Consider the following 25,244-nt stretch of genomic DNA (forward strand, 5'->3'; position numbering starts at 1 on the left):
AGTCATGATACATGAGATCAAAAGGCGATTTTCCAAATATCAATGAACGAAAGGCTACAGGGATGGATCCTTCTGGACGGTCTTATAAGGTATTGGTCGTGGATGATTCTATGTTTGTAACCAAGCAAATCACCCAGATTCTGACATCAGAAGGATTTGATGTTGTTGCAACTGCTGAAAACGGTGAAGACGGCTTCGAAAAATACAAGGAACTTCATCCGAATGTAGATCTGGTGACCATGGACATTACCATGCCGAAAATGGATGGTGTAACATCCCTTCAGAAAATCATTGAGTTTGATAAGGATGCACGAGTAGTAATGATCAGTGCCCTTGGAAAACAGGACTTGGTTAAGCAGAGTCTGATGATCGGAGCAAAAAACTACATTGTAAAACCCCTGGACCGAAAAAAGGTACTGGAGCGTATCTCAAGTGCAGTAGCCCCCGATTAAGATTCAGCCCCGTCTTTCATTGACAGTTGGCATCTTTCAAAATTACCTCTTGAAAGATGCTGAATCGTAGTACGGAATCATAAGCCTTTTACAATAATGAATTATGATTGTTAAAAGTCTTAGCAATTTCTTTATGGTTTGATTTGCAGGCCCTTGTGAGGGCTTGTTGTGGAATCGAGAGTAAAAATATTACACGGGGGCGGTTAGCTCAGATGGTTAGAGCACCAGCTCGACACGCTGGGGGTCGCTGGTTCGAGTCCTGCACCGCCCATTCTGTTAATGAAGTCACTCACAATAGTGATACCCCATACATAGTAACGACCCACAAAGCGTCCTGAAATTTCTATAGCAGTACCCCAGGCCGCCGGCCGGATCTCCGACCATGCACTTCTTTGTCAGCTCTTGTGTAGCATTTCAGGACGTAATCTCCGAACCTCTTGACATCAGTACTTTTCCCGTTCGCACCAACTCAATTACCCCGTAACCTTCGAGAACCTTGTACACGCTGTCTATCCGCTCACTGTCACCAACTGTTTCCAGAATCACTGCATTTTCCGAAACTTCAACTACTTCGCATTCCATAGAACCGGCAAGCTGAAGTACTTCAAATCGGGGTGCTCCTGTGCACCCGACCTTGAATAAGGCCAGTTCCTTTTGGATAATGTCCTCATCGGTGCGATCTTTTGCAGAGACAACATCAACAAGTTTATTCAGCTGCTTGAGTATTTGATCAAGTACTTTAGCATCACCACGGGCAACAATATTCATGGTGGAAAAGCGGGGATCACTTCCTGAGGAAACCACCAGGCTGTCTATATTGTAACCTCTCCGGGCGAAGACCAACGATATTCGAATGAGTACTCCCGGCTTGTTTGCTACGAAAAGGCTTATAGTGTGCCGTTTCATTCCTTGTGCTGCTTCCATGATTTCTTGTGCTGTAACAGGATTTTTCACACTCCGCTCCTTACATATTCCCTGAATTACTTTCCGCCAATCCCTGCTGACCATCTGGATGTTCCAGTTAGTGAGGGTTAAGATCTACCTGAAGCATTCTCAGGTGGATCCCACAGGTTTTGCCATCTTTTGCTTGGGTTCTTCCAGAATCATTTCTGAAAGAGAAGCTCCGGCAGGGATCATGGGAAAAACGTTCCCTTCTTTTTCAACCATTGCGTCTATCACCACAGGTCCTTGAGTATATTCAAGAGAGTTCCGGATAATTCTTTTCACATCGGCACTGCGTTTGATCCTGAAGCCTTTGGCTCCGTAACTTTCTGCAAGTTTTACGAAATCAGGATTGCCTTCCATATCCACGCCGGAAAGGCGGTTATCGTAGAATAGATTCTGCCATTGCCGTACCATTCCAAGGTATCGGTTATTCACAACAATTATTTTCAGCGGGAGTTTGTGGATCACCGCCGTAGAAAGCTCGCTGAGAGTCATTTGAAACCCGCCATCTCCCACCACTGCAACCACCGTCTTCTCCGGATGGGCGAACTGAGCCCCGATTGCCGCAGGGAATCCGAAACCCATCGTACCGGCACCTCCTGAACTTATCCAGTGAAACCTATCGTTGGTGCGGCAGTACTGGGCGGCCCACATTTGGTGTTGGCCCACATCGGTTGTGACTATAGCTTTTCCACCGCTTTGGATATGCATCTCATCAATTACATGCTGAGCTGACAGCTTTCCGGTTCGCCGGTACTTAAGCGGCAGGTCCTTTTTCCATTTCTGTATCTGTTTGAGCCACGCGGAAGTGTCACCCGGCTGAACGGATTTGAGCAGGGAGGCGATAACGGCTTTGGCGTCGCCCTGAATAGTCACATCCATTTGAAGTATTTTGTTGAACTCCGCTGGATCAATATCAACGTGGATTTTTTTTGCATCCATGCAAAAGACTTCAGGTTTACCGATAATCCGGTCATCCCAACGGGAACCAATGGACATGATCAGGTCGCAGTCCACCACCGCCTTGTTCGCATAGGCGGTTCCGTGCATTCCCAGCATACCGAGACTTAATTCATGATCTTCCGGAAAGCAGCCTTTCCCAAGCAGGGTATTGGTAACCGGAATCTGAAGAGATTCGGCAAGTTTTTTTACTTCCTTTTCAGCCCCGGAGATTACCGCTCCGTGTCCCACGAGAAGGACCGGACGGCTGGCTTTTTGAAGAAGCCGTGCTGCGGTTGCTATAGAGTCTTCGTCACCTTCGTTCAGGATGCTGTATCCCGGCAGATGGAAATCCTGCTCATAATCCGGCTCTACAACCATGGAGGAGATATCCTTGGGTATATCCACCAACACCGGTCCGGGTCTTCCCGACTGACATATATGAAACGCTTCCTGCATAATCCGTGGCAGGTCATTCCCGTCTTTTACGAGATATGAATGTTTAACCACGGGAAATGATATCCCCGAAACGTCGGCTTCCTGAAAAGCGTCCAGCCCTAAATTCCAGGTGGTGTTTTGTCCTGTGATTATTACCATTGGCACAGAATCCATTTGGGCTGTGAGAATTCCTGTAATGGTGTTGGTTGCACCGGGGCCGGAAGTTACCAGTACAACTGCAGGTTTGCCTGTTGCCCGGGCATAGCCGTCCGCCATATGCGTAGCTCCCTGCTCATGTCGCGTGAGAATCATTTTAACAGGTGAGTCAACCAATGCATCGAAGATCGGAATAGCGGCTCCGCCGGGTAATCCGAAGATATATTCGATGCCTTCCTGATGTATTACATCCACAATTACTTCTGCGCCTGTTCTGGTTTTCGTATCCATATATCCTCCAGCTCTGTCTGAATACTAATTATTACTAAAAAAACATCAAAGTCAATGCGTTTTGGAGAATATACTGAAGAAATATACAAAAAAACATATAAAAACACGCTTAAATGGAAAATATTCTAGAAAAATTAACAAAATGAAACGGAAGATATAAATCATGATGCATTTGCAGAAGAAAAATAATTATTATCCGGTCACAATTGTAATCCAAAAACAATTGCTCAGACAGTATCCATATCTTCGCCAGAATTGAGAAAAAATTATTGAATATTTCAGTATGTGATTTTATATTGTCCCAAGTACCGGACTATATTAATTACTGCGAATGGGAGATGTGCATGAAACAGGCATTGGTTATCGGCGGCGGTTTCGCCGGAATGGCAAGTGCTGCCAAATTGAGCAAGCAGGGCATGGAGGTAACACTCCTCGAACGTCACGACCGCCTTGGCGGTCGGGGAAGAAGCTGGGAAAAAAACGGGTACACCTTCGATATGGGGCCATCCTGGTATTTAATGCCTGAAGTTTTTGAACAATTCTTCGAAGATCTGGGGAAAAACCGAGAAGAATATTACAGCCTGAAAAAACTTGCACCATATTACCGGGTCTTCTTTGAAGGAGAGGGAACGGTAGATATCGGTCCGGACAGGGACGGTATTAATAAGGTGTTTGATGATTTGGAGGAGAACGGAAGCGAAAAGCTTAAAAAGTATCTGGGGAAAGCCAGTTATAAATACAAGGTTGCCATTGAAGAGTTCCTCTATCGGGAATACCGTTCCATCTTTCAATTTATCAATCCCCGCTTAGTTCTTCAGGGAAGCCGACTGGGTGTGTTCGGCGATTTACACTCTCATGTTAAAAAGTACTTTACGGATCATCGGGCTCAAAAGATTCTTGAGTATGCAATGGTATTTCTCGGAAACAGCCCGTCCAACGCTCCTGCCTTGTATTCGATAATGAGCCATGTGGATCTGGTACAGGGAGTGTATTTCCCCCATGGAGGAATGAATAAAATGGTTGAGGGTATGCACAGCCTTTTGGAAGACCTGGGAGTGAAGATCAAGTTGAATACGGATGTAACAGGGATTACCTATTCCAACGGCATGGCTACCGGAGTAGAAACAAATACGGGGAATTTACCTGCCGATGTGGTGTTGGCCACAGGGGATTATTATCAGATTGAACAAAAATTACTGGATCAGAAAGTACGTAATTATTCCCCCAAATACTGGAACAAGGCGGTGGTGGCGCCTTCCATGTTCATTATGTATCTTGGAGTCAGCAAAAAGCTTACAGGTTTAAAACATCATAATCTGTTTTTTGCAAAAGAATGGAACAATCACTTTGATGAGATTTTTAAGCATCCCGAATGGCCGGATAATCCTTCATATTATGTGAGTGTCACCAGCGACGATGATGACAGCATGAGTCCCGAGGGAAAAGAAAATGTCTTTGTTCTTGTACCCGTGGCTCCAGGGCTTTCAGCGGATGAACAATTTCGAAAACAGTACGGAGATAAAATTATCCGTCATTTGGAGAACCTTTGCGGCGAAAAATTCCGGGACAGCATTGAAGTTCAACGATATTACAGCGGCGAGGAATTTACTGAAGATTACGGGGCACTTAAGGGCACCGCTTTGGGATTGGCGCATACTCTAGGTCAAACTGCAGTGTTCAGACCTTCCATGCGAAACAAGCACTTGAAAAACATGTTTTATGCAGGGCAGTATACACACCCCGGAGTGGGAGTTCCCATGACGCTTATTGCTGCAGATATCGTTTCAAAGGCCATAGGCAAAGAATTTAATGGCTGAAATTGGCACATATATCCGGCGGTGCACAACCGCAGTGGCTTGGATAATCCATAGGCTTAGGGAGGGCATTGAGCATACCCGCCAGTTGTCTCCAGTTGTGAAGCAGCGGAAGAGAGTTGGCAAGTCTGCCTGTCTCCCATCCGGGAACATCGGATTGGCGGTTGAACTCTGAAATATTTTGAGGAAACGAGATGAATGAACTGTACAGGTACAAGAAAGAAATAGAGACCAAAATATCCCTTCACATCCGAAGCTTTCTACAGAACTACGGTAATGTCAGTTCATTCAGCTCACAGCTGGCAGACAGACTGACAGATTATACACTCAGGGGAAAACATATCAGAGGTAGTCTTGTACCGTTTTCATACAGTCTGTTGCCGGGGCAGGATGTTTCCAGGGATACAGTGATGGATATTGCCGCCGCATTGGAAATTCTTCAGAGCATGCTTCTGATACATGATGATATTATGGATCAGGATGAACTGCGCCGGGGAAAAGCGGCCATGCATGCCCTGTACATCAATGACGGTAAAACCCTGACTGTTAAGGATCCCGCGCATTACGGGGACAGCCTGGGCATATGCGCCGGAGATGTAGCCACCTTCCTTGCCATGAGAATTATTTCTTCAATTCAGGCCGAAGATACTTTGGTGCGCTCCGTAGAGCGCTTTATTGAGGACGAGCTGATGCTGGTGGGGCTTGCTCAGATGCAGGATGTCCACCATGGTCAGATTGATGTTTCGATGGTCACGTATGATGATATTATCCGCACCTACCGATACAAGACGGGACGGTACACGTTTTCCCTGCCCATGAGTCTGGCGGGGCTCTTGCGAGGCAGCAGCCGGGAAGTAAGGGATGCGCTTGAGAAAGCAGGCGAACTGATCGGCATTATTTTCCAGATAAAGGACGATGAACTTGGACTGTTCGGAGATCCCGGGAGCACCGGCAAGCCCAACGATTCGGATCTCCGGGAAGGAAAGAAAACCGTATACCTACAGCTTCTCAGGGATCAGCTTGATAACCAGCAGAGGACCAAACTGGATGGAATTCTTCAGCATTATTCGGGCACCGAAGACCTGGATTGGTTGTTGGAGCGGATGGCCGAGCATGGAATTAGAGAGCGGGTCGATTCCGATCTTCAGGGATTCAGGAATGAGATCACGGAGGTTCTTTCCACCCTGCCGCAGGAGTTCGTCGATCTGCGAATAGGCTTGGAGCACCTGACCGATTACAACATGAACCGCTCACACTGATCAGAGTCTCTGGAGAAATTCAAGCATCAACTGGGTAGCTCTCTCCTGCTGGGCTTCAGGAGATATTCCCGCTGCCGCATCTCCGGCCTGGGGTCCGTAGCTACCAAATTGGGCGTGGTTTCCTCCGTAAATGGTAATAAGCTTTGCATCGTCGGGGTAGAGATTCATGCTTTCGCGGATTTCCGGGAGGGATATCAGGCCGTCACGTTCCCCGGCAACGCTGAGAATGGTCAGATCGCTGTCGCTGAGGTCATTTCCTTCATTGCTGTAGGATGCAAGATATATCATGCTGTCAACCGTAAAATCCGGCGGATCATCTCCGTTCCGTTCTTTATAATTTTCCAGTGCTTCCCAACCGGCCACCGTTCCTCCCAACGAATGACCTGAGAGAGTCCACCTTCCAATGGAGCTAAACTGAGGCATTGCCTTGTGTCCGGCGTTCTGTTCAAGAATTGCAAAATGAAAGGGGAATTTCAGGATAATTACCGGGTATCCCCGGGCGATAAGGGGGAGAAGCAGCGGGGAGTATGCGATGCCCTCAACCTTTGCTCCGGGGTAAAATACCAGTCCTCTGTCGGCTTTTACGGAAGAAGGATTAAAGCCGTTCCCCCCTGACTCCCCCCTGTTGCTGCCAGGGAAACTGCCAGAAAATGTTGAAGCAGGGATCAGCGCAGTGAAATCTTCACCCCGGTAAATAAATACATCCTCTTCGCCGATATCTGCCTGGGATATAAATTCCTCAAGCGTGTATTCCGCTTCATAGTAGGTGGTGAGGTAAAACAGAAGAGCGAGAAAAAGCATAAAACCGATTAATGTGCCGTACGTAATGAGCTTGATTTTTGTCCGCCGAGTCATTGTTCCTCCGTCATGCCTATAAAGTACTTATGAATTCGTTCGTCATCGGTGAGTTCAGGGTGGAAGCTGGCAGCAAGAATAGTCCCCTGGCGCACCAGCACCGGTGCGGAATTAAACTCTGCCAATACCTTCACTTCATCGCCCATTTCTTCGATTTTCGGAGCCCGGATGAAAACTGCAGGAAAATTGGGAATGCTGATATTTTCATCCTGAATATCAATGTGAGCTTCGAAACTGTGGACTTGACTGCCGTATGCGTTTCTCAGAATACTTGCGTTTAATGCAGCAAAGCTGTGCTCCGAACGGCCGTCAATATGCCGGGACAAGAGAATCATCCCCGCACATGTGCCGAAAACCGGCATTCCATTCTCAATCCGACGGCTGATGTGATCATGAAGCCCTCTGCGCTTCATGATCATTGCAATGGTGGTGCTTTCACCCCCGGGAATGATCAAGCTGCTGCATTTATCCAGTTCTTCACTGTGTCGAACCGGGAGTGGGTGGGTCCCCAGGCGGCTGAGGATATCTATGTGCCGTTGAAATCCACCTTGGAGGCTGAGTACGCCTATATGTTTCATGTTCTTCACCTTTTCTGTGGGTTGAGATCTCGGGGGATCAAAAAGCCGGCGTATGAAGAAAACAGGTTTCTGAATAGAAAAAAGCCGATCTTCGGGAACGCCCCGGGATCGGCTTTTGAAATAACCGGGTAATCCCGGAGAGAAACGTTACCAGCCCCTTTGGGCCAGTCTTTCATCTTCGGACATGCTGCTCACATTAATCCCTGTCATTGGCTCTCCCAGATTCCTGGAAATTTCAAGCACTTTCGCCGGTTCATTGTAATAGCTCACGGCGTCAACAATGGCCCGGGCCCGTCTCTTGGGATCCCCGCTTTTAAAGATCCCTGAACCCACGAAGACTGCTTCCGCACCCAGCTGTACCATTAGTGCCGCGTCCGCAGGGGTTGCCACTCCGCCGGCGGAGAAATTGGGAACCGGAAGTTTGCCGGTCTCTGCAATCTCATACACCAACTCGAAAGGGGCGCCCAGATTCTTGGCTTCGGTCATCAGTTGTTCACGGCTCAAACCCTGGAGACGCTTCATACCGTCCCGTACGGTGCGCAAATGACGAACGGCTTCCACAATGTCTCCGGTACCGGCTTCCCCTTTGGTCCGGATCATGGCGGCACCTTCGCCGATCCTCCTGAGAGCTTCGCCGAGATTCCGGCACCCACATACGAAGGGTGCTTTAAAGTCATGCTTCCAGATATGATACTCATCGTCAGCGGGGGTTAATACTTCACTTTCATCAATAAAATCGACACCAAGGGCTTCCAGAATCTGGGCTTCGGCAAAATGCCCGATTCGCGCTTTCGCCATAACAGGGATTGAAACGGCTGATTTAATTTCTTCAATCATGGCCGGGTCGCTCATCCGCGCAACTCCGCCGTACTGTCGAATATCTGCGGGAACCCGTTCCAGGGCCATAACCGCCTGTGCACCGGCGTCTTCTGCAATTTTTGCCTGCTCAACATTAATAACATCCATGATGACGCCGCCTTTGAGCATTTCAGCCAGCCCCACCTTGGTTCGCCAGGTGGAAACCTGCCGTTCTGACCAGAGTGTAGTACTCATTATCTTTACCTGCCTTATATCACGTTATGAATGCCCCATCTTATTCCAAAGGAACTGGATGGTAAATAGGGCACTGACTCTGTGTTTGTATTTTGATACTATAGTATAATGATGAACAACATAGCCGGCAATTACAGCCGTATACAGGAACGAATTGGCAACGCCGCCCAACGATGCGGCCGCCAGCCTGAGGAAATCACCCTTGTGGCAGTAAGTAAAACCCATGGTTCCGATCAGATAGAGGAAGCTATTTCCGCAGGAGTCCGTGTCTTCGGGGAGAACAGGGTGCAGGAGATTCTGCAAAAATTCGACCCTCCACCGATCCCGGATGTTGAACTTCATATGATCGGTCATCTTCAGTCCAATAAGGTAAAGGATGCCGTGCGTCTGAGCAGCTGGATTCAGAGCGTAGACAGCGAAAAGCTGCTTCGCAAAATCAGCTCACAGGCGGAGAGTCAGGACAAAAACATGGATATTTGCATAGAAATGAACACCTCGGGTCAGGACAGTAAGTTCGGTCTGCGAACGGCAGATGAACTTTTTCATCTTCTGGAAACCGCCGAAAACCTACCAGCCATCCGCTTGAGAGGGCTCATGACCATCGGGCCGCTTCTCAGTGACGGGGAAGTTCCTGTCCGCCGTGCTTTTGCCTCTCTGCGGAAAGACTTTGGTGAATGCGTTGGACGGTTTCATCTTCCCCACTGGGACAGCCTCAGCATGGGAATGAGCAACGATTTCGAGATTGCCGTTGAGGAAGGAAGCACTATGGTGCGGGTGGGAAGCTCAATTTTCGGCCCTCGGGAGTACGCATAATGCCCATTAACAACAGAAATTCAATGCCATTGGCAGCGATTCTGCTTATGATTGCCTGGTTGTTTCTTTTTCCCGGAACAATGCGGGCTCATCCTGCCCCCGGCGTAAAACCCGGGGCATGTATAGAAACCGGGGCATTAATCCAAACCGGGACAATTCTGGGGACACAAGGCTCCCCCAATAGTCTGGGCGTGCTACAGGCAGCAGCCGATCTTGAGGGGCCCGACCACAGAAACACCGGAAGCATTGAAGACGGCAGATTCAAAAGCCCCGAATATGGGATCCTCGAATATCGAAGCCTCGAATATCATGGCAACGGCGGGAATCCCGATGGGGGACAGGAGGGAGGAGGAACAGGTTCTGCCTTTTTTTCCGGTCTCAGGCGCTTTGAGATAATCAGTTTCGGAACGTTTCCGTTTACCTTTCTGCTCAGCAACATCGCTTACGATCTTGGAAGATATGGAGTAAGTGTGTTTCGCTACGGCTCAGAGGATGAGCGGAGCGTGGAACTTCAACCCACGCTTTTCGGTGAGAGGAATCTGGAGCAGAACGAACGCTATATTATCCTGGGCAGTGCTGCGGGTCTGAGCCTTCTTCTGGCAGCTATCGATTTACTCATTGAGAATCGAACTGCCGGAAATGTCCGTGATGCGCAAGTAGGCGGCGGCCCGGGGAGTGGAGAATGAGCCGCCCCGATTCAATTCGTTTTGAAACCAGGGCGGAACAGGATGCTTCCCGGCTGGACAGTCTGGCTGCCAAGGAGTTTGAACTTTTCAGCAGGAGTCAATTCAAGCAGAGAGTTCTCCAGGCTTTTGTAAACGGCAAACCCGCCAAAGCCAGCAGCAGTGTGAAGGTCGGCGATTTGCTTTGTATTGATTACCTGCCGGAGGTTCCGGTGTCATTGGAACCCCAGGCCATGGAGCTGGATATTATCTTTGAGAATCAGGATGTACTTGTGGTGAATAAACCCCGGGGACTGGTGGTTCATCCCGGCGCAGGAAATCCCGACGGAACCCTTGTGAACGGTTTTCTCCACCACTGTCTCAACGGCCCCCATGGCGGACAAACCAACGGTAAAGGGGGGAATTCCCTGGAGGGAGAATTCCGGCCGGGTATAGTTCATCGTTTGGATAAGGACACCTCGGGGGTAATCATTCTGGCAAAGCACAGCAAAGCACTGGAGCATCTCTCCTCACAGTTTAGAAACCGTGAGACCCGAAAGAAGTATGTGGCCATCGTTGAAGGGGTTTTTACCGGCCCGCTTCGGGGCTATATCCGGGGATTTATCAAGCGTAGAGAACGACAGAGAATTTTGTTTTGTCACGATGAACATGAAGGAAAAGCGGCGCACAGCGCGTACCAGGTTCTGGACCAAAATAGCGACAGCGGGAAATCTCTTGTGGCCCTCACCCCCCATAGCGGCAGGACCCACCAGCTGAGAGTCCATATGCAGCATATCGGGCATCCTATTTGCGGCGATCCCCTCTATAACCGAAAGCAATACTCCCACCCGCTGATGCTCCACGCCTTGGCCCTGGAGATACTCCTGCCCGGCGAAGATCTTCCCCGGGTTTTTCAGGCGGATATCCCCGAAGATATATTGAGTACCGCAGAATCCTACGGCCTGAACTTCAAATCAGTCGGGATAGAGGATAATCGGGACAGAGGATAGTCGGGACAGAGAATAGTCGGGCCAGAGTTCCGGACAACCGATGCATCATGACTCCTGTAGACAGGGCAGGGCGCACTACTCCAAAAGATCCTGAATAATGATGTTGGTTTCTTTTTCAATGGCAACCGTACTGGGCGGACCAAAAAGGGGTAGAATGAGACTGTGATCGGTAAGGTTGTACACAGATTCCCGGATGCATTGGGCCATAAGCGCCCTGCCATAACTGTCGTCCGCAAGCACCAGATTTCCCGCGCTGAGAATATCGCCGGTGAATAGCAGCCCGTTTAAAAGATACATCAGCGAGTCGCTGTAATGCCCCGGAAGAAAGAGGGGATCCACCGCAAAACCCGCCACATAGAAGCGTGGAGTTTCCTTCACATTTTCCACATCAATATGGAAAATAGAATCTCCCCCGCCGTAAAAAACCGCATGGTGATATATTTTGGGAATTGTTTTCACCGCGGTAAAATTCTTTTCATCATGGTGGGTGAGGAGCACAGCGGTTACCTCAAGATCATTGCCTTCAAGAATCTCAAAGAGTCCGCTGTCCAGGACCACAGGATCGATGAGCATCGCTTCCCGTCTATCCTTATGCCAAACCACATAGGTGTTCATCATGGTATCTGAGCTGAAATAGGTGTATAACTGGAGGTCATTGGCTTGAAATAGCCGGGAATTGTTGGGCTCTCTGGATTTTTCAGTGCTCATATTCGAATACCGCATCCTCTCTATTAGAATATTTAAAGCTCACTTCCTTCAGTTGGCTTCCGGGAAACATCACCCCTTTCACATTGCAATCTTCATAGTTGCTATAATGAATGTTGCAATTAATAAACCGGGAATACATGAGATCCGAACCGCTGAATGTGGTATTAATAATGGCGCAGCCGTTGTAATTGTTCTGGACAAGATCCGAACCGTCGAATTTGCAGTCCTTAAACGAGGAGCAGGCGAAGACACATTCCAAAGCCCTGACATTTTGAAAACTGCAGTTAATGAAATGGGAATGATTCAACACTGCAAACTGAAAAACCGAGGCATCGAAACGGCAATTTTCATAATAGCCGTAGCTGAGATCGCAATTGATTAACTGTTTGGACCGTAAATCCGCATCTGAGATCCTGAGTCCGGGAAAGAAAAAGTCTCTGATGAGGGTTGTTTCCCTGATATAGTTTCCGGCCAATGCATTTAATGCTTCACCATCATCATGATGCTCCAGACACAGTTCGCTGTTAGGCAGTGCCCGGGAGCTGCAGCCCGGAGTACTGCAGGTTTTCCGTGTATACATGGGTTCAGACTAGTGCAGTTAAAAAAAGAATTCAATATACTTGTTTCATGGAAAGTGAATGTTTCCGCTGCAAAACTCCTCTTCAAATTACTCTTCCGGTTTCACGTAATGAAACCTGCCCATCCTGTGATGCGGATGTGCGGGTTTGCAAGAACTGCCGATTTTACAGCCCAGGATCATACCGGGACTGTAAGGAACGCATTCCTGACGAAGTCCGAGATAAGGAGCGAAATAATTTTTGCGATTATTTTTCCCCCCGAAAGGGCTCTTCGGCAAATGGCGGGGACAAAGATCCAGGAGCCAAAGCCCGGGATGCATTCAACAGTTTGTTTTCCGATGACCTGTAAGTTTCTCATGACCCGCAGAGCCCAAATATGATATACATTAAAAATACATGAAATCGATAGCATTTATAGATTCGGGCATAGGCGGCATACCCTATATGCAGCATGCTCTTCGGCATATTCCCGGTATCACCACACAGTATTTTGCCGATACGGACTTCTTCCCTTACGGAATACGGAAACCCGCTGAGCTGACTCAACGTCTCCACCGCCTGGTAGAGCACATTGAGAGGCAGTACAACCCCCATTTATACGTTCTCGCCTGCAACACCGCAAGTGTAGTTGCTCTGGAACATCTTCGCCGCAGCTTTTCCAAGGCGATCATAGGAACTGTGCCGGCAATCAAGCCTGCATCTCTGTACAGCGTAAACCGCCGGGTGGGGATCATGGCAACCAGGCAAACCCTGCAGGATCCATACCTTGAATATCTCATACAGGAGTATGCCTCAGATCTGCAGCTGCAGAAAATCGCCGCCACCGATCTCATAGAGGGAATCGAGCATGATTTTTTCCGGAGCAAGGGAAACGGGTATTTGGAGGATATCGCAGAAGCCTTTCTATCCGGGAAAAACGATACGGTAGTACTCGGATGTACCCATTTTATTCATCTGGAAAGCCGGCTGAAATCCCTGTGGAAAAACAGAATCCGTCTGGTGGATTCCCGTGAGGGAATAACCCGGCAAATTCTCAGGGTGCTGAACAGTCTGCCCCTGGACAGCTTTCCCCCATTGGAGCCGGTGCGCCCCATGCTCCAGTGTTCTCAGATGGCGGAACGAAGCAGTTTTCACATCACTTCATCCCAGAAGATGGAATATTATCAGGATATCGCCGCTCATTTTTGCAGCAGTTTTAAGGATGTGCTTCATGTCGGATAAAATGGCCGTGGTGCTCTGGGGAGCAAACAACATATTCTCTATTGCCGATGCGGTGGACGACAGAGTGTATGAAGCCCGGATTAAGGGGAAAAAGCTGAACACCGGAAGCGCCCAGTATAACCCCTTGGCACCCGGTGACCGGGTTATCTATGAACCGGTTGGCGGACCGGATGATTCACAGGCCTCCGCCATGATTCTCAGCCGGGTGGATAGAAGAAATGAACTCACCCGTTGGAATAAAAAGAGGAAGCAAAAACAGAGCATTGCGGCGAATATCGACGAGCTCTGTATTCTCAGCTCGGTGCAGAGTCCGCCGTTCCGCCCCAGATTTGTAGACAGAGCTCTGGCCCTGGGGGAATACAACCGTCTCTCCACCCGGATAGTGATTAACAAGGCGGACCAGGGAATCGACGACGAACTTGAACTGAGGGCGGCGTATTACCGGCAGATCGGGTATGCGGTATCGGTCATCTCCGTAAAAGCAGGTATCGGAGTGGACGATCTCCTTGATCAATGGGTGAATAAGGAAATTTTGCTGCTGGGGCAGTCGGGGGTTGGCAAATCATCGTTATTGAAGGCAATATTTCCCGGACAAGATATCCGTATCGGCGATATTAATATGAAATATAACCGGGGAAGGCATACCACCGTTCTTGCCAAGGCCTATCCCCGGCCGGGCCACCGGGGATGGATTATCGACACTCCGGGAATCCGGGAACTGGATCTGTACGGTATTCCGCCGGAAGATCTGGGGTTTTACTTTATCGACTTTATCCCGTTTGCGGAAAAATGCAGCATACGCTCCTGCAGGCACGTACATGAGCCTGACTGCGCGGTTAAGGATGCAGTAGCTGAAGGCAAAATTCTGGAGGATCGCTACGATTCCTATTTGAACAGCCTTATTGTTATGGAAGAGAGCGCACGAAAAAGCAAAGATTGGAACTATAATAAATTATGAATCAACACAGTATAGAAATTCTTGAATTCGACCGGATTATCCGGATCTGCAGCAATTACAGCATATTCAGCTCCTCGTCAGCGGAGTTTCCGTTTTTCACCGATGCTTCCCGTCTTTCCCGGGAGCTGGAACTGGTCCGGGGGATACGTAAGCTGCATCAACATCGGGCACACGGTCTGCAGGAGCTTTCAACAATTCAAGATATTCTTCCCCTTCTGGACAAAGAGGGGATGGTACTGGAGATGGAGCAGTTTTCCAGGCTGATGACGCTTATCAATGCCTTTGCCTCCATGCTTCAATGGCTGAATCAGGAAGACGGGCAAGATGTAATGAATCCTGTTGAATATGAGCGACTTGAAGAATTCCGGCAGGATTTATACCACCCCCGGGAACTGCTGAAAATTCTTTCTCCCTATTTCGATACCTCAGGCAGGTTCCGGGAGGATGAAATTCCCAGCCTGAGAAAAATTATCAGCCGTATTCAGAAGATTCATGGAAATATCCAGGAGACAGCCCGGGAATTTATTTCCGGACGGAAGGATATCTGGAGCAGTGATGAAATCGCCCAAAGGGACGGACGGGTGGTTCTTGCCCTGAAGAGCGATCACCGGGGAAAGGTTGACGGGCTGGTGCACGGCAGCTCCAACTCCGGCCAAACCATTTATATTGAACCCCGCCAGCTGTTGGAAGAGAACAATGCACTCAGCGAGGCGAAAAGCGAATATCAGGTGGAGGTACACCGGATTCTCAAGGAATGCAGTGCAGCCCTGAGGAATTACCGCAGCGATTTGGATATGTACCAAAGCCGTCTGATCCGCTTCGATTCCCTCCAGATGCGCTCCAGACTGAGCCTTTCACAGAGAGGCATCAGCCCGGAAATTTCCGAAACAGGAATCAGTCTCCTCAGCGCCCGTCATCCTTCCCTGGGAGGAAACGCCGTGCCCATTACCATCGAGATGAAGCCGGGCACACGGATTCTGGTGCTTTCAGGCCCCAACACCGGCGGGAAAACGGTGAGCATGAAAACCCTGGGGCTGCTCACCCTCATGCACCAAAGCGGAATGGAAATCCCCGCAGCCGAAGGAAGCGGTTTACCCCTGTTCAGTGATATTCTGGTTGATATTGGTGATGAACAATCCATCGATGCAGGATTGACCACATTATCTGACCATCTTAAGAACCTCAGTGAGGTGGTGAAGGGTGCCAAGGATAATGCACTCATCCTCCTGGACGAGCTTGGCAGCGGTACGAACCCCTCGGAAGGTTCCGCCCTCTCCATGGCGGTGATGGAACACCTTGCAACAACCGGCGTGTACGCAATGGTGACCACCCACCATGATGCACTGAAAGCCCATGCATTCACCCGTGAAGGAATGGAGAATGCATCGGTGGAGTTCGACGGGGAGAGCCTTGAACCCACGTATAATATCGTTGCCGGGGTTCCCGGTGAATCACATGCCCTGGATATTGCAGCACGGGTGGGAATGGATGAAGAAATACTGAAGCGGGCCAGGGAGTACAGCAGCGACGACGGCCTACGCATGCAGGAGCTGATCGAAGACCTACGGAGTTTGGAGCAGGAGCTCAAAGATGGGAAGCGAGATTTTCAGCGACGATCAGATGAACTGAAGGGCAAAGAAGAGGAGTACGGCCGACGTCTTCAGGAGCTCCGCGAACGGGAACTGAGGGTGAAGGAGCAGAAGCTCAGGGAGCATGGAAGCTTTATAGATACATCCAGGAAGGAAATCGAATCCCTGCTTCAATCCCTTCGGGCCAAAGACCGGGATGGATCATCCGAAGATTTGTCCGCGGACTTTCAACGATCCCGGGAGCTTCTCTCAGATATCTCCCGAACACAGAAAGATGAGCTGGAACAGAATCTCGACGATCAGGAAGTTCAATACGAAGCTAAAAAATACCGCAGCGGCCGGGCACATGTTTTTCAGCCCGGTGCCATGGTCCGCTACAAGGGCAGCGCAAAACCCGCGCGGATCGTTGAAGCGGGAAAGAAAAAGAACAGCTGGGTTATCCTGGCGGGAAGCATGAAGATGACGGTACAGGAGAAGGATCTTGAACTGGTAAAAGCAGCTGACGCAGCCGATGCCAGCGGCCGGGTGCATGTGGAGTACGAGCAAAACTCCGGTGGCGGAACTGAAGTGTCCGGCAGCCGCTCAAGGGGACGTTCTGCTTCTCAGACGGTGCATCCGTCACTTACCCTTGATATCCGGGGACGCCGACTTGAGGATGCCTTGAAAGAGTTGGAGCGTTTTATGGATGCTGCGGGAGTTCAGGGGCTGGGGTTTGTCGCCATTATTCACGGCAAAGGCACCGGGGTTCTCCAGAAAGGGGTGCATGAATTTATACAGGAACATTATGATATTCAGGGCATTCAATTTGCACCCCCCGAGGACGGCGGTTTCGGGAAATCTTATGTATATCTCTAATGCGGCTTGAAACATCTTCCCGGCTTCGGATACGATGCACCTCGAATGTTTTAGCTTTCATGAGCGATAAACCCCATCGTTCATGAAAATTGTCTGCAATCAGATATGTCCGGGGCGGAGGCGCCAATGTACCATCCCAAAATGAATGAATTCAACAAACGGATGAAGGTGATGTTTGACGAGGTGGACGACTATCTCGAGGATACCTATGGGGAGAAGCTTCGTATTCACCCCAATAGACCGGAGCGGGGAACAACCTCTAACAAGGCTCACGACGGGGTTTTCAATGTGGGCCCCCAATTCACACCAGGGTACGGCAGCGAATACGGCAGAGGCTATGTGGTGGATCTCCAGATATCCACCATTTCAAAGCTGGACGATCAGCAGCGCCGCAGGATCGAAGATGATCTCCAGAAAATTCTGAATGAGAAAATCCCCGCCCATTTTCCCGAACGGGAGCTTGAAGTGAAGCGGGATCTCAGGGGATTGAAAATTGTGGGTAACTTTAATCTGGGAGCAATGTAGCATCCCTGTACATGAGGGAATGCTTGCGGCGCTCGGTAAAATTTATATTATAATACGAATTAACTTATAAGATATTGTCGTGTTTGATGATAAATATAAGTATTTCGATAAAAAATTATTTACATAATAGCTTGTTGCAGTAATAATAATCTCCTACAATTTAGGTAGACTATTAAAATCTCGATCATTAGCCGGGGGAAAGAATGGAAGTACAGGTACAGGATCTCCTGAACACGATTAAAAAAGAGGGCGTTGAAAGCGCCAGAAAGGAAGCGGACGATATTATCGCCAAGGCCAAAGCTGAGGCGGACTCAATTATCGCCAACGCCAAGAAAGAGGCCGGACAGCAGAAAGAACAAGCCAAGGTTGAGGCAGAGCAGTTTGAAGCATCCGCCAAGTCGGCAATCAGTCAGGCGGGCCGGGATATTCTTATCACCGTCCAGAAGGCATTGCAGAGATCATTTGACCGGATTGTGGAAGAGGCAATCGCCGAGGATTTTTCCGGAGACAAGCTTGCGGATGCGGTCAGCACAGTAGTGAAATCCTTCAAGATATCCGGTGAAATTGATGTGCCTGAGAAGGAAATGAAGGTGTTGGAAACACAGCTGAAGGCCAAGCTCGGGGAAGAGTTCAAATCCGGACTTGAGCTGAAAGTGGGCAAAGGATTGTCCGGCGGATTCATCCTCAAGGAAAAAGACGGTAAAGCATATTACGATTTCTCTGAAGAAAGCATAGCCGAGGTGATTCAGAATTATCTCAGTCAGAGCATTTCCGAATTAATCCGCGTACAGCAGTAAGGAGGTAATCCATGGGTTCCTACTACTATGCTGTGGCGAGTCTGCCGTATCTCACATTCGAAACAGAACAGGTTCCCGGAAGGGAAGAGTTCCTGGAGATCTGCAGGCAATGGGGGACACAGCGGGATCTGGAAATTCTCACCCGGATCTCTCTTGAGCCGGATGCATCAGGTCTTCATCCCCTGCTCGACAGATATCATCGCTTTGAGACCGGGCTGCGCAATGAACTGGTGAAGCAGCGCAGTCAGAATCTCCAGCGCGACCCCCAGGAGTATATTCACAGTGATAATATGGGAGATGATCATACCGCAGTGAGCGGGCTCAGCGAACAGGTGAGAGCCGCCATACAGGCTCCGACCCCCCTGAAAGCTGATGAAATACTGGACAGACTTCGCTGGCAATTTCTGGATGAACTGGAAATCGGTCAGTTTTTTAATGTTCAGCAGATGATTGTATATTATCTGCGTCTGCAGATTCTTTTGCGGAGAAATGGCCTGACCAAGGAAACCGGAAGAGACGAGTTTGACCGACATTACGAGCAGGTCCGCTCTCAGATGCAGGAAATTCAGAACGATAATGGAGTGCAGGCATGACAAAAACATCAGGAAAGGTCATCGGTGTAAACGGGAATATGGTATCCGTTGAAGTGGACGGTGACGTCGCACTTAACGAAGTTGGATATATCCTGGTAGGAGATAAACGGCTGAAATCCGAAGTTATCCGAATCAGGGGCAGCCAGGTTGAACTCCAGGTATTTGAAATGACCCGGGGTATCGGGGTGGATGACCAGGTTGAATTCAGCGGGGAGATGCTCGCCGTGGAATTGGGTCCCGGACTGCTCAAACAGGTCTATGACGGATTGCAGAATCCGCTGCCCCAGCTTGCCGACCAGTGTGGTTTCTTCCTCGACCGGGGTGTGTACCTAAACGCCCTTGACCGTGAAACAAAATGGAAGTTCACACCCTCTGCCAAAGCCGGGGACCGTGTATCCCGGGCCGATACCCTGGGAACAGTTCCCGAGGGGATATTCCAGCACCGAATTATGGTACCTTTTAACTTTCCCGACGAGTACACGGTTAAATCCGTTGCATCTGAGGGTGAGTACACGGTGAAAGAGACCATTGCCGAACTGGAAGACAGTAAGGGCGATATCCACAAAGTCAGCATGATGTTTGAATGGCCGGTGAAACGGGCCATTACCAATTACGAAGAACGTCTGAGGCCCACCGAACAGTTAATTACCAAGGTGCGTATTATAGACACATTCCTTCCGGTTGCCCGTGGGGGAACATTCTGCGTACCTGGTCCTTTCGGAGCGGGAAAAACCGTTCTCCAGCAGGTGATGAGCCGGAATGCTGAGGTGGACATCGTAATCGTTGCGGCATGCGGCGAACGTGCAGGGGAGGTTGTGGAAACTTTGAAGGAGTTTCCCGAACTCATCGACCCCCGAACGGGAAAAACTCTCATGGAACGTACGGTAATTATCTGTAACACATCATCCATGCCCGTTGCCGCCCGTGAAGCCTCGGTATATACCGCGGTAACCATCGCCGAATACTATCGGCAAATGGGACTCAATATTCTCATGCTTGCGGACTCCACCAGCCGCTGGGCTCAAGCCATGCGGGAAATGTCCGGACGTCTTGAAGAAATTCCCGGGGAAGAAGCCTTTCCGGCCTACCTGGAATCGGTAATCGCCTCCTTTTATGAACGGGCGGGTCTGGTTCGTCTGAAGGACGGCTCCACCGGTTCGGTTACAATCGGCGGTACGGTAAGTCCCGCCGGCGGTAACTTTGAAGAGCCTGTGACCCAGGCGACTCTGAAAGTCGTGGGGGCCTTTCACGGTCTCAGCAGAGACCGGGCCAATGCCAGAAAATATCCCTCCATCCATCCCTTGGACAGCTGGAGTAAATACGAAGGGGCAATCGACTCTGCCAAGACCGAGTACGCCCGTTCTGTGCTTTTCCGGGGAAATGAAGTGGGACAGATGATGAAGGTGGTTGGTGAAGAAGGTACCAGTCTTGAAGATTATCTGGTGCATCTGAAAAGTGAATTCATCGATGCAGTATATCTTCAGCAAGACAGCTTCGACCCTGTAGATGCTTCGGTCAGCAAGGAGCGTCAGGAATATATCTTCAGCATCCTCCTTGATATTATTACTGCGTCTTTCGATCTGGCCAGCCAGAAGGATGCCCGGGATTATTTCAACGATCTCCGTCAAAACTTCAAGGATTTCAACGGTTCAGAATGGATGGGTGAAGATTTTAAGAAACTGGAAAAGGTCATCAAGGATCTGATCGCCCGGCATAAAACGGGTGTGGTTCATGGTGCTGAAAAGATCATGGCAGAGACACTGTAAGGGAGAATTCAGATGCGAAAAGTATACAGCAAAATCGAATCCATTGAAGGAAATGTTATTACCGTCTCTGCGGATGGTGTGCGATACGACGATCTTGCCATGGTTACCTCGCCCCATGGTTCATCCTTGGCCCAGGTAATCCGATTGAACCGGGAGAAGGTGAGCCTTCAGGTGTTCACCGGTGCCCGGGGAATTTCCACCGGAGACGAAGTGAGATTTCTGGGACACCCTATGCAGGTATCGTTCAGCGACAACCTTCTGGGGAGAATATTCGACGGATCAGGCCGTCCCAAAGATGGGGGACCGTCCCTGGAAGAAAACATGATTGAGATTGGGGGCCCGTCTGTGAACCCCGCAATGCGGATTATTCCCCGGAATATGATCCGTACCGGAATCCCCATGATCGATGTTTTCAATACCCTGGTTGAAAGCCAGAAGCTTCCTATTTTCTCTGTTTCAGGAGAGCCCTATAATCAATTGCTCTCAAGAATTGCCCTGCAGGCTGAGGTTGATGTAATTATTCTTGCGGGAATCGGGCTGAAAAACGACGACTACCTGGCGTTCAAGGACGCTCTGGAAGAGGGCGGTGCGCTCAGCAGGACCATTTTCTTTGTGCACACAGCGGCGGATCCGGTTGTAGAAGCACTGCTTGTACCGGATATTTCCCTGGCGGTTGCAGAAAAGTTCGCCCTTCAGGGCAAGCGGGTGCTGGTGCTCCTTACGGACATGACCAACTTTGCGGACGCCATGAAAGAAATTGCAATTACCATGGAGCAAGTTCCCTCAAACCGTGGGTATCCCGGTGATCTGTACTCCCAGCTGGCCAGCCGCTATGAAAAGGCCGTAGACTTTGAAGGTGCAGGATCCATCACCTCCCTTGGGGTGACCACCATGCCGGGTGATGACGTGACCCATCCCATTCCCGACAATACGGGTTACATCACGGAAGGGCAGTACTATCTGAGAAACGGACGGATTGAACCCTTCGGTTCACTCAGCCGTCTTAAGCAAATGGTGAACAAAGATACCCGGGAGGATCATCGGGCCATCATGGACTCAATGATCACCCTCTACGCCAGCTATAAAGAATCTCTGGAAAAGAAATCCATGGGATTCCGTATGTCCGACTGGGATGAAAAGCTGCTGAAGTACGGTGAGCTTTTTGAGGATCGGATGATGGACCTTTCGGTGAATATTCCTCTGGAAAAAGCCCTTAACCTGGGCTGGGAAATTCTTGCCGAGTGTTTTGAACCCAATGAGACCGGAATGAAAACCGATTTGATCAATCAATTCTGGCCGGCTACGGAAACGGTGTAAGTACACCGGAGGGGCAGTATGGCAACCGTTAGGCTTACAAAAAACGAGCTTAAAAAACAAAAAGATGCCCTCAAGCGCTTTCAACGATATCTGCCCACGCTGCAGCTGAAAAAACAACAGCTGCAGCTGGTTCTCCGCCAGATTCAGCAGAAACAGGCAGAGATCGAGAAAGAGAGAGATGAGCTTCAGCAGGCCATCGATCAGTGGATAGCGATATTCTCCGATCACCAGGACCTTCCTTCATTTATTCATGTAAAGGATATGAAGACCTCGGTGGGGAATATCGCCGGGATCGATATTCCTGTCTTCGAAAATCTGGAATTTGAAATCTCAGAGTATGATATCTTCACTATCCCCTTATGGGTTGATCAGGCTTTGGAAACATTGAAGAAGATACTCAGTCTGGATGCCGAGCTGGAAGTGTTAAAAGAGCAGTATCGTCTCATAGCTGAAGAGTTGAGGGTAACCTCCCAGAGGGTGAATCTCTTTGAAAAAATCAAAATTCCCGAGACAAAAGAGAATATTAGAACAATTCAGATTTACCTTGGCGACCAGCAAACCGCTGCGGTAGTGCGGGGTAAAATGGCCAAAGGAAAGGTTGTGAAGGGGGGCAAGCAGTGATTGTACCCATGAAAAAAGTCCGGGTCCTGGCTCTTTCGCATAAAAAGAAGGATGTCACGGCGGCTCTCGGGAAACTGGGAACCCTCCATATTGAGACCCGTACGGCTCAGAGTCAAGATCTCGACGCCCTCAGGGAGCAGTATCAGCGCTGGCAAAGGGCGTTTTTAACCATACCAGAAGACAAATCCGCGTCAGTACCCTCTGATCCTTATGCGGACCTTAATTCGGTGGAGGAAATCGCGACAAAGGTGCTGGAAACATCCGGCGAATTAAAAGATGCGGAAGATACGGCAGTCAGTTTACAAAAAGAAATTAATAGGGTCGAATCCTGGGGTGATTTTGATCCCGAGCTGTTCCGGATGAATCTGGGCAGCGAACAGCATCTTTATCCCGCTGAGCTGAATAAAGATCATTTCAGAAAAATTCCCGAAGAACTGAGGTATATTCTTCTTCCTTCCGGAAAGGATATTAAACGGGTGATCTTTCTCGATAATCCCGACCAGGCCGGAAGTGATTTACAGTATGAGGCCTTTCGTCTCCCGGAAGATTCATTATCAGTTCTGAAGAAACACCGGGATGAAGCTCTTGCAGAAGCAGACCGTCTCAGGACCAGCATCGAGTCCTTCCAAACCGAACGGGCTCAGCTGGAAAAGGGCTTGAAACTTCTGGAAGCAGAACAGGAATTCGCTGCGGTTGAAGCAAGCCTGGAAGACTATGAAGAACTCCAGCTCATTACTGAGATTGAAGGGTTTATCCCGGAGAAAAAAACCGATGAGCTGAAAAAATTCGCATCCCGGGAAGGATTAGGTCTGGTAATCCAGGATCCTGCATCCGACGATAACGTACCGACTCTTACCGATAATCCCAGAGCAGTTCGGATTATTAAGCCGATATTCAACTTTATGGGTACAACTCCCGGCTATAACGAACTTGATATTTCATTCTGGTTTCTTCTGTTCTTCACCATCTTCGTTGCAATGATTATCGGAGATGCGGGGTACGGTGCAATCCTTGCGGTGGCTGCGGTATTCTTAAGCATTTCGTCCAAGGTGAAGACCGGAAAAATTCCCGATGGCCTGATTCTCTTCAATGTGTTGAGTTTCGCAACAGTTGCCTGGGGTGCTGTGACGGGAAACTGGTTTGGATACGGCCCCATAGCCGATCTTCCCGTACTGAATCAGCTGGTTATACCTGCTCTTGACAGTTTCGATGTGGAAAATTCCCAGGCTGTAACTCAAATGATTCAGTTAATCTGTTTCGTGATCGCCTTGGTGCATCTGGTGCTGGCCCACCTGCTGGCATTCTCAAAAAAGATCCGGGAACGTCCCCGGATTCATGCCCTTGCCGATCTGGGGTGGCTCACAGCAATCATAGGGTTGTTCTTCCTGGTACTGAATGTGGTAATCAGCGTGGAGCGTTACCCGGTTCCCCAGTGGTCCATGTATCTGATCGGCGGCGGTATCGGGGCGGTGTTTATTTTTTCTGCCCAGGAAGGGGACGGATTCTTCAAAGGGATCGCCAGAGGGCTTGGTAATTTCATCAATATTGCCTTGGATGGTGTTAGTGCTTTCGCGGACATCATTTCCTATATACGTCTGTTCGCCGTAGGTCTGGCATCCATTGAAATCGCCAGAAGTTTCAACGATATGGCCGAAGGGATGATGGAAAGCGGCGTCGGCGGAATTATCGGCGGTATTGTGGTGTTGGCCCTTGGACACACCCTAAATTTAGTAATGGGAGCACTCTCAGTAATCGTTCATGGTATACGCTTGAAGATGCTCGAGTTTTCATCCCACGTAGGAAACGAATGGGCGGGGTTTGAATATAAGCCGTTCAAAAATTAAATACCGGAAAACTTTACACCGGAAGGTGCGAAAGTTTTCACAATGGGGTACAAATACATTCGTATCTGATCAATGGATATGTTTGGTTTCTGAAGGTTCTGGCAATTTAGAAAATCTTCGATTTCTTAAATTGCCTCACTCTACAAGTTTAAGGAGTAAGACATGAATTTTGGTTTTATTGGCGTGGGCGCAGCCCTCGCAATTGCGGCAATTGGTTCAGCATTTGGTGCTGGTAGTGCAGGTATGTCAGCGGTGGGTGCCTGGAAAAAGTGTTATGTTCAGAACAGACCGGCTCCTTTTATGCTCGTTGCATTTGTTGGTGCTCCCCTGACGCAGACCATTTACGGCTTCATACTCATGGGACGTCTCAGAGCAGCTGCGGAGGCCGGAAGTGCCGACCCTTGGCTTCTTCTGACCATCGGGGTTCTGGGCGGTATGGCCATGGGTTTCTCAGCCTGGTTTCAGGGCAGAGCAGGTGCCGTGGCATCCGATGCATTGGGTGAAACCGGAAAGGGATTTGGTAACTACATCCTTGTTCTCGGTCTTGTGGAAACCGTTGCACTGTTTGTGATGGTATTTATGCTGGGGCTTCTCTAAGAACCCGGTG

The 25,244-nt window shown here is 49.3% G+C and carries 25 protein-coding genes and 1 tRNA gene; 19 read left to right on the forward strand and 7 right to left on the reverse strand.

All coding sequences use genetic code 11. The annotated features are described in order from the left end of the window. Positions 1-11: 11 nt before the first annotated feature. Together AC52PS_RS10070 and AC52PS_RS10075 are read left to right on the forward strand one after the other, a co-directional pair. On the forward strand, positions 12-452 hold the full coding sequence (locus AC52PS_RS10070) for a response regulator (protein ID WP_495562937.1): 441 nt from the start codon (positions 12-14) through the stop codon (positions 450-452). 197 nt (positions 453-649) lie between these two features. After that, positions 650-723: transfer RNA gene (locus AC52PS_RS10075), tRNA-Val, on the forward strand. Between the two features lie 143 nt (positions 724-866). Here the strand turns inward: AC52PS_RS10075 and ilvN are convergent. Together ilvN and ilvB are read right to left on the reverse strand one after the other, a co-directional pair. After that, complete coding sequence (gene ilvN, locus AC52PS_RS10080) at positions 867-1,406, reverse strand: acetolactate synthase small subunit (protein WP_495562938.1); 540 nt, start codon at positions 1,404-1,406, stop codon at positions 867-869. 99 nt (positions 1,407-1,505) lie between these two features. Then, complete coding sequence (ilvB, locus tag AC52PS_RS10085; protein ID WP_495562939.1) at positions 1,506-3,221, reverse strand: biosynthetic-type acetolactate synthase large subunit; 1,716 nt, start codon at positions 3,219-3,221, stop codon at positions 1,506-1,508. Between the two features lie 344 nt (positions 3,222-3,565). Between ilvB and crtID the strand changes: the two genes are divergently transcribed. Both crtID and AC52PS_RS10095 read left to right on the forward strand, forming a co-directional pair. Next, the gene (gene crtID / locus AC52PS_RS10090; protein ID WP_495562940.1) at positions 3,566-5,038 is read left to right on the forward strand and encodes a bifunctional phytoene desaturase/3,4-desaturase; all 1,473 of its coding nucleotides are present in this window, start codon (positions 3,566-3,568) and stop codon (positions 5,036-5,038) included. 191 nt (positions 5,039-5,229) lie between these two features. After that, complete coding sequence (locus AC52PS_RS10095; RefSeq protein ID WP_495562941.1) at positions 5,230-6,294, forward strand: polyprenyl synthetase family protein; 1,065 nt, start codon at positions 5,230-5,232, stop codon at positions 6,292-6,294. On the opposite strand, the gene AC52PS_RS10100 is transcribed toward AC52PS_RS10095, so the two are convergent. From AC52PS_RS10100 to pdxS, 3 genes are all read right to left on the reverse strand, one after another. Beyond that, a complete protein-coding gene (locus AC52PS_RS10100) occupies positions 6,295-7,149 on the reverse strand; it encodes an alpha/beta hydrolase (RefSeq protein WP_495562942.1) in 855 nt (284 codons plus the stop codon). After that, positions 7,146-7,727 carry a pyridoxal 5'-phosphate synthase glutaminase subunit PdxT gene (gene pdxT, locus AC52PS_RS10105; protein ID WP_495562943.1) on the reverse strand — a complete coding sequence of 194 codons (582 nt, stop codon included), beginning with the start codon at positions 7,725-7,727 and terminating at the stop codon, positions 7,146-7,148. Before pdxT ends, AC52PS_RS10100 begins: the two co-directional genes overlap by 4 nt. A gap of 147 nt (positions 7,728-7,874) precedes the next feature. Then, complete coding sequence (pdxS, locus tag AC52PS_RS10110) at positions 7,875-8,780, reverse strand: pyridoxal 5'-phosphate synthase lyase subunit PdxS (RefSeq protein WP_495562944.1); 906 nt, start codon at positions 8,778-8,780, stop codon at positions 7,875-7,877. 111 nt (positions 8,781-8,891) lie between these two features. Between pdxS and AC52PS_RS10115 the strand changes: the two genes are divergently transcribed. Genes AC52PS_RS10115 through AC52PS_RS10125 form a run of 3 tightly spaced genes read left to right on the forward strand, consistent with a single transcriptional unit; the run spans position 8,892 to position 11,265 of the window. Further along, positions 8,892-9,593 (forward strand): YggS family pyridoxal phosphate-dependent enzyme, encoded by a 702-nt coding sequence (locus tag AC52PS_RS10115; RefSeq protein WP_495562945.1) that lies wholly within the window; start codon positions 8,892-8,894, stop codon positions 9,591-9,593. Then, a complete protein-coding gene (locus AC52PS_RS10120) occupies positions 9,593-10,279 on the forward strand; it encodes a DUF8521 domain-containing protein (protein WP_495562946.1) in 687 nt (228 codons plus the stop codon). The genes AC52PS_RS10115 and AC52PS_RS10120 overlap by 1 nt, the downstream gene beginning before the upstream one ends. After that, positions 10,276-11,265, forward strand: a complete 990-nt coding sequence (locus tag AC52PS_RS10125; RefSeq protein WP_495562947.1) for an RluA family pseudouridine synthase — start codon at positions 10,276-10,278, stop codon at positions 11,263-11,265. Before AC52PS_RS10120 ends, AC52PS_RS10125 begins: the two co-directional genes overlap by 4 nt. Positions 11,266-11,340: 75 nt before the next feature. On the opposite strand, the gene AC52PS_RS10130 is transcribed toward AC52PS_RS10125, so the two are convergent. Together AC52PS_RS10130 and AC52PS_RS10135 are read right to left on the reverse strand one after the other, a co-directional pair. Continuing rightward, positions 11,341-11,973 carry an MBL fold metallo-hydrolase gene (locus AC52PS_RS10130; protein ID WP_495562948.1) on the reverse strand — a complete coding sequence of 211 codons (633 nt, stop codon included), beginning with the start codon at positions 11,971-11,973 and terminating at the stop codon, positions 11,341-11,343. Further along, complete coding sequence (locus AC52PS_RS10135; RefSeq protein ID WP_495562949.1) at positions 11,963-12,553, reverse strand: pentapeptide repeat-containing protein; 591 nt, start codon at positions 12,551-12,553, stop codon at positions 11,963-11,965. The genes AC52PS_RS10130 and AC52PS_RS10135 overlap by 11 nt, the downstream gene beginning before the upstream one ends. Positions 12,554-12,565: 12 nt before the next feature. Here AC52PS_RS10135 and AC52PS_RS10140 point away from each other — a divergent pair, with 12 nt between their 5' ends. From AC52PS_RS10140 to AC52PS_RS10195, 12 genes are all read left to right on the forward strand, one after another. Further along, positions 12,566-12,931, forward strand: coding sequence for a hypothetical protein (locus tag AC52PS_RS10140; RefSeq protein ID WP_495562950.1), 366 nt, complete (start codon positions 12,566-12,568; stop codon positions 12,929-12,931). 16 nt (positions 12,932-12,947) lie between these two features. Further along, on the forward strand, positions 12,948-13,772 hold the full coding sequence (murI, locus tag AC52PS_RS10145; protein WP_495562951.1) for a glutamate racemase: 825 nt from the start codon (positions 12,948-12,950) through the stop codon (positions 13,770-13,772). Next, positions 13,762-14,730, forward strand: coding sequence for a ribosome small subunit-dependent GTPase A (rsgA, locus tag AC52PS_RS10150; RefSeq protein WP_495562952.1), 969 nt, complete (start codon positions 13,762-13,764; stop codon positions 14,728-14,730). Before murI ends, rsgA begins: the two co-directional genes overlap by 11 nt. Next, positions 14,727-17,174, forward strand: coding sequence for an endonuclease MutS2 (locus AC52PS_RS10155; RefSeq protein WP_495562953.1), 2,448 nt, complete (start codon positions 14,727-14,729; stop codon positions 17,172-17,174). Before rsgA ends, AC52PS_RS10155 begins: the two co-directional genes overlap by 4 nt. A 126-nt stretch (positions 17,175-17,300) precedes the next feature. After that, positions 17,301-17,699 (forward strand): hypothetical protein, encoded by a 399-nt coding sequence (locus tag AC52PS_RS10160; RefSeq protein ID WP_495562954.1) that lies wholly within the window; start codon positions 17,301-17,303, stop codon positions 17,697-17,699. 203 nt (positions 17,700-17,902) lie between these two features. After that, entirely contained in the window at positions 17,903-18,496 is a 594-nt protein-coding gene (locus tag AC52PS_RS10165; RefSeq protein WP_495562955.1) for a hypothetical protein, read from the forward strand. An 11-nt stretch (positions 18,497-18,507) separates the two neighbouring features. Continuing rightward, positions 18,508-19,089, forward strand: a complete 582-nt coding sequence (locus AC52PS_RS10170) for a DUF2764 family protein (protein WP_495562956.1) — start codon at positions 18,508-18,510, stop codon at positions 19,087-19,089. Next, positions 19,086-20,855, forward strand: a complete 1,770-nt coding sequence (locus AC52PS_RS10175) for a V-type ATP synthase subunit A (protein ID WP_495562957.1) — start codon at positions 19,086-19,088, stop codon at positions 20,853-20,855. Before AC52PS_RS10170 ends, AC52PS_RS10175 begins: the two co-directional genes overlap by 4 nt. Positions 20,856-20,867: 12 nt before the next feature. After that, positions 20,868-22,172 carry a V-type ATP synthase subunit B gene (locus tag AC52PS_RS10180; protein WP_495562958.1) on the forward strand — a complete coding sequence of 435 codons (1,305 nt, stop codon included), beginning with the start codon at positions 20,868-20,870 and terminating at the stop codon, positions 22,170-22,172. 18 nt (positions 22,173-22,190) lie between these two features. Then, positions 22,191-22,793: a V-type ATP synthase subunit D gene (locus tag AC52PS_RS10185; protein WP_495562959.1), complete on the forward strand. Its 603-nt coding sequence runs from the start codon at positions 22,191-22,193 to the stop codon at positions 22,791-22,793. Then, a complete protein-coding gene (locus AC52PS_RS10190) occupies positions 22,790-24,637 on the forward strand; it encodes a V-type ATP synthase subunit I (protein WP_495562960.1) in 1,848 nt (615 codons plus the stop codon). The genes AC52PS_RS10185 and AC52PS_RS10190 overlap by 4 nt, the downstream gene beginning before the upstream one ends. A 162-nt stretch (positions 24,638-24,799) precedes the next feature. After that, entirely contained in the window at positions 24,800-25,234 is a 435-nt protein-coding gene (locus tag AC52PS_RS10195; RefSeq protein WP_024268168.1) for an ATP synthase subunit C-like protein, read from the forward strand. Positions 25,235-25,244 lie beyond the last annotated feature (10 nt).

The sequence above is a fragment of the Salinispira sp. genome (assembly GCF_059431795.1).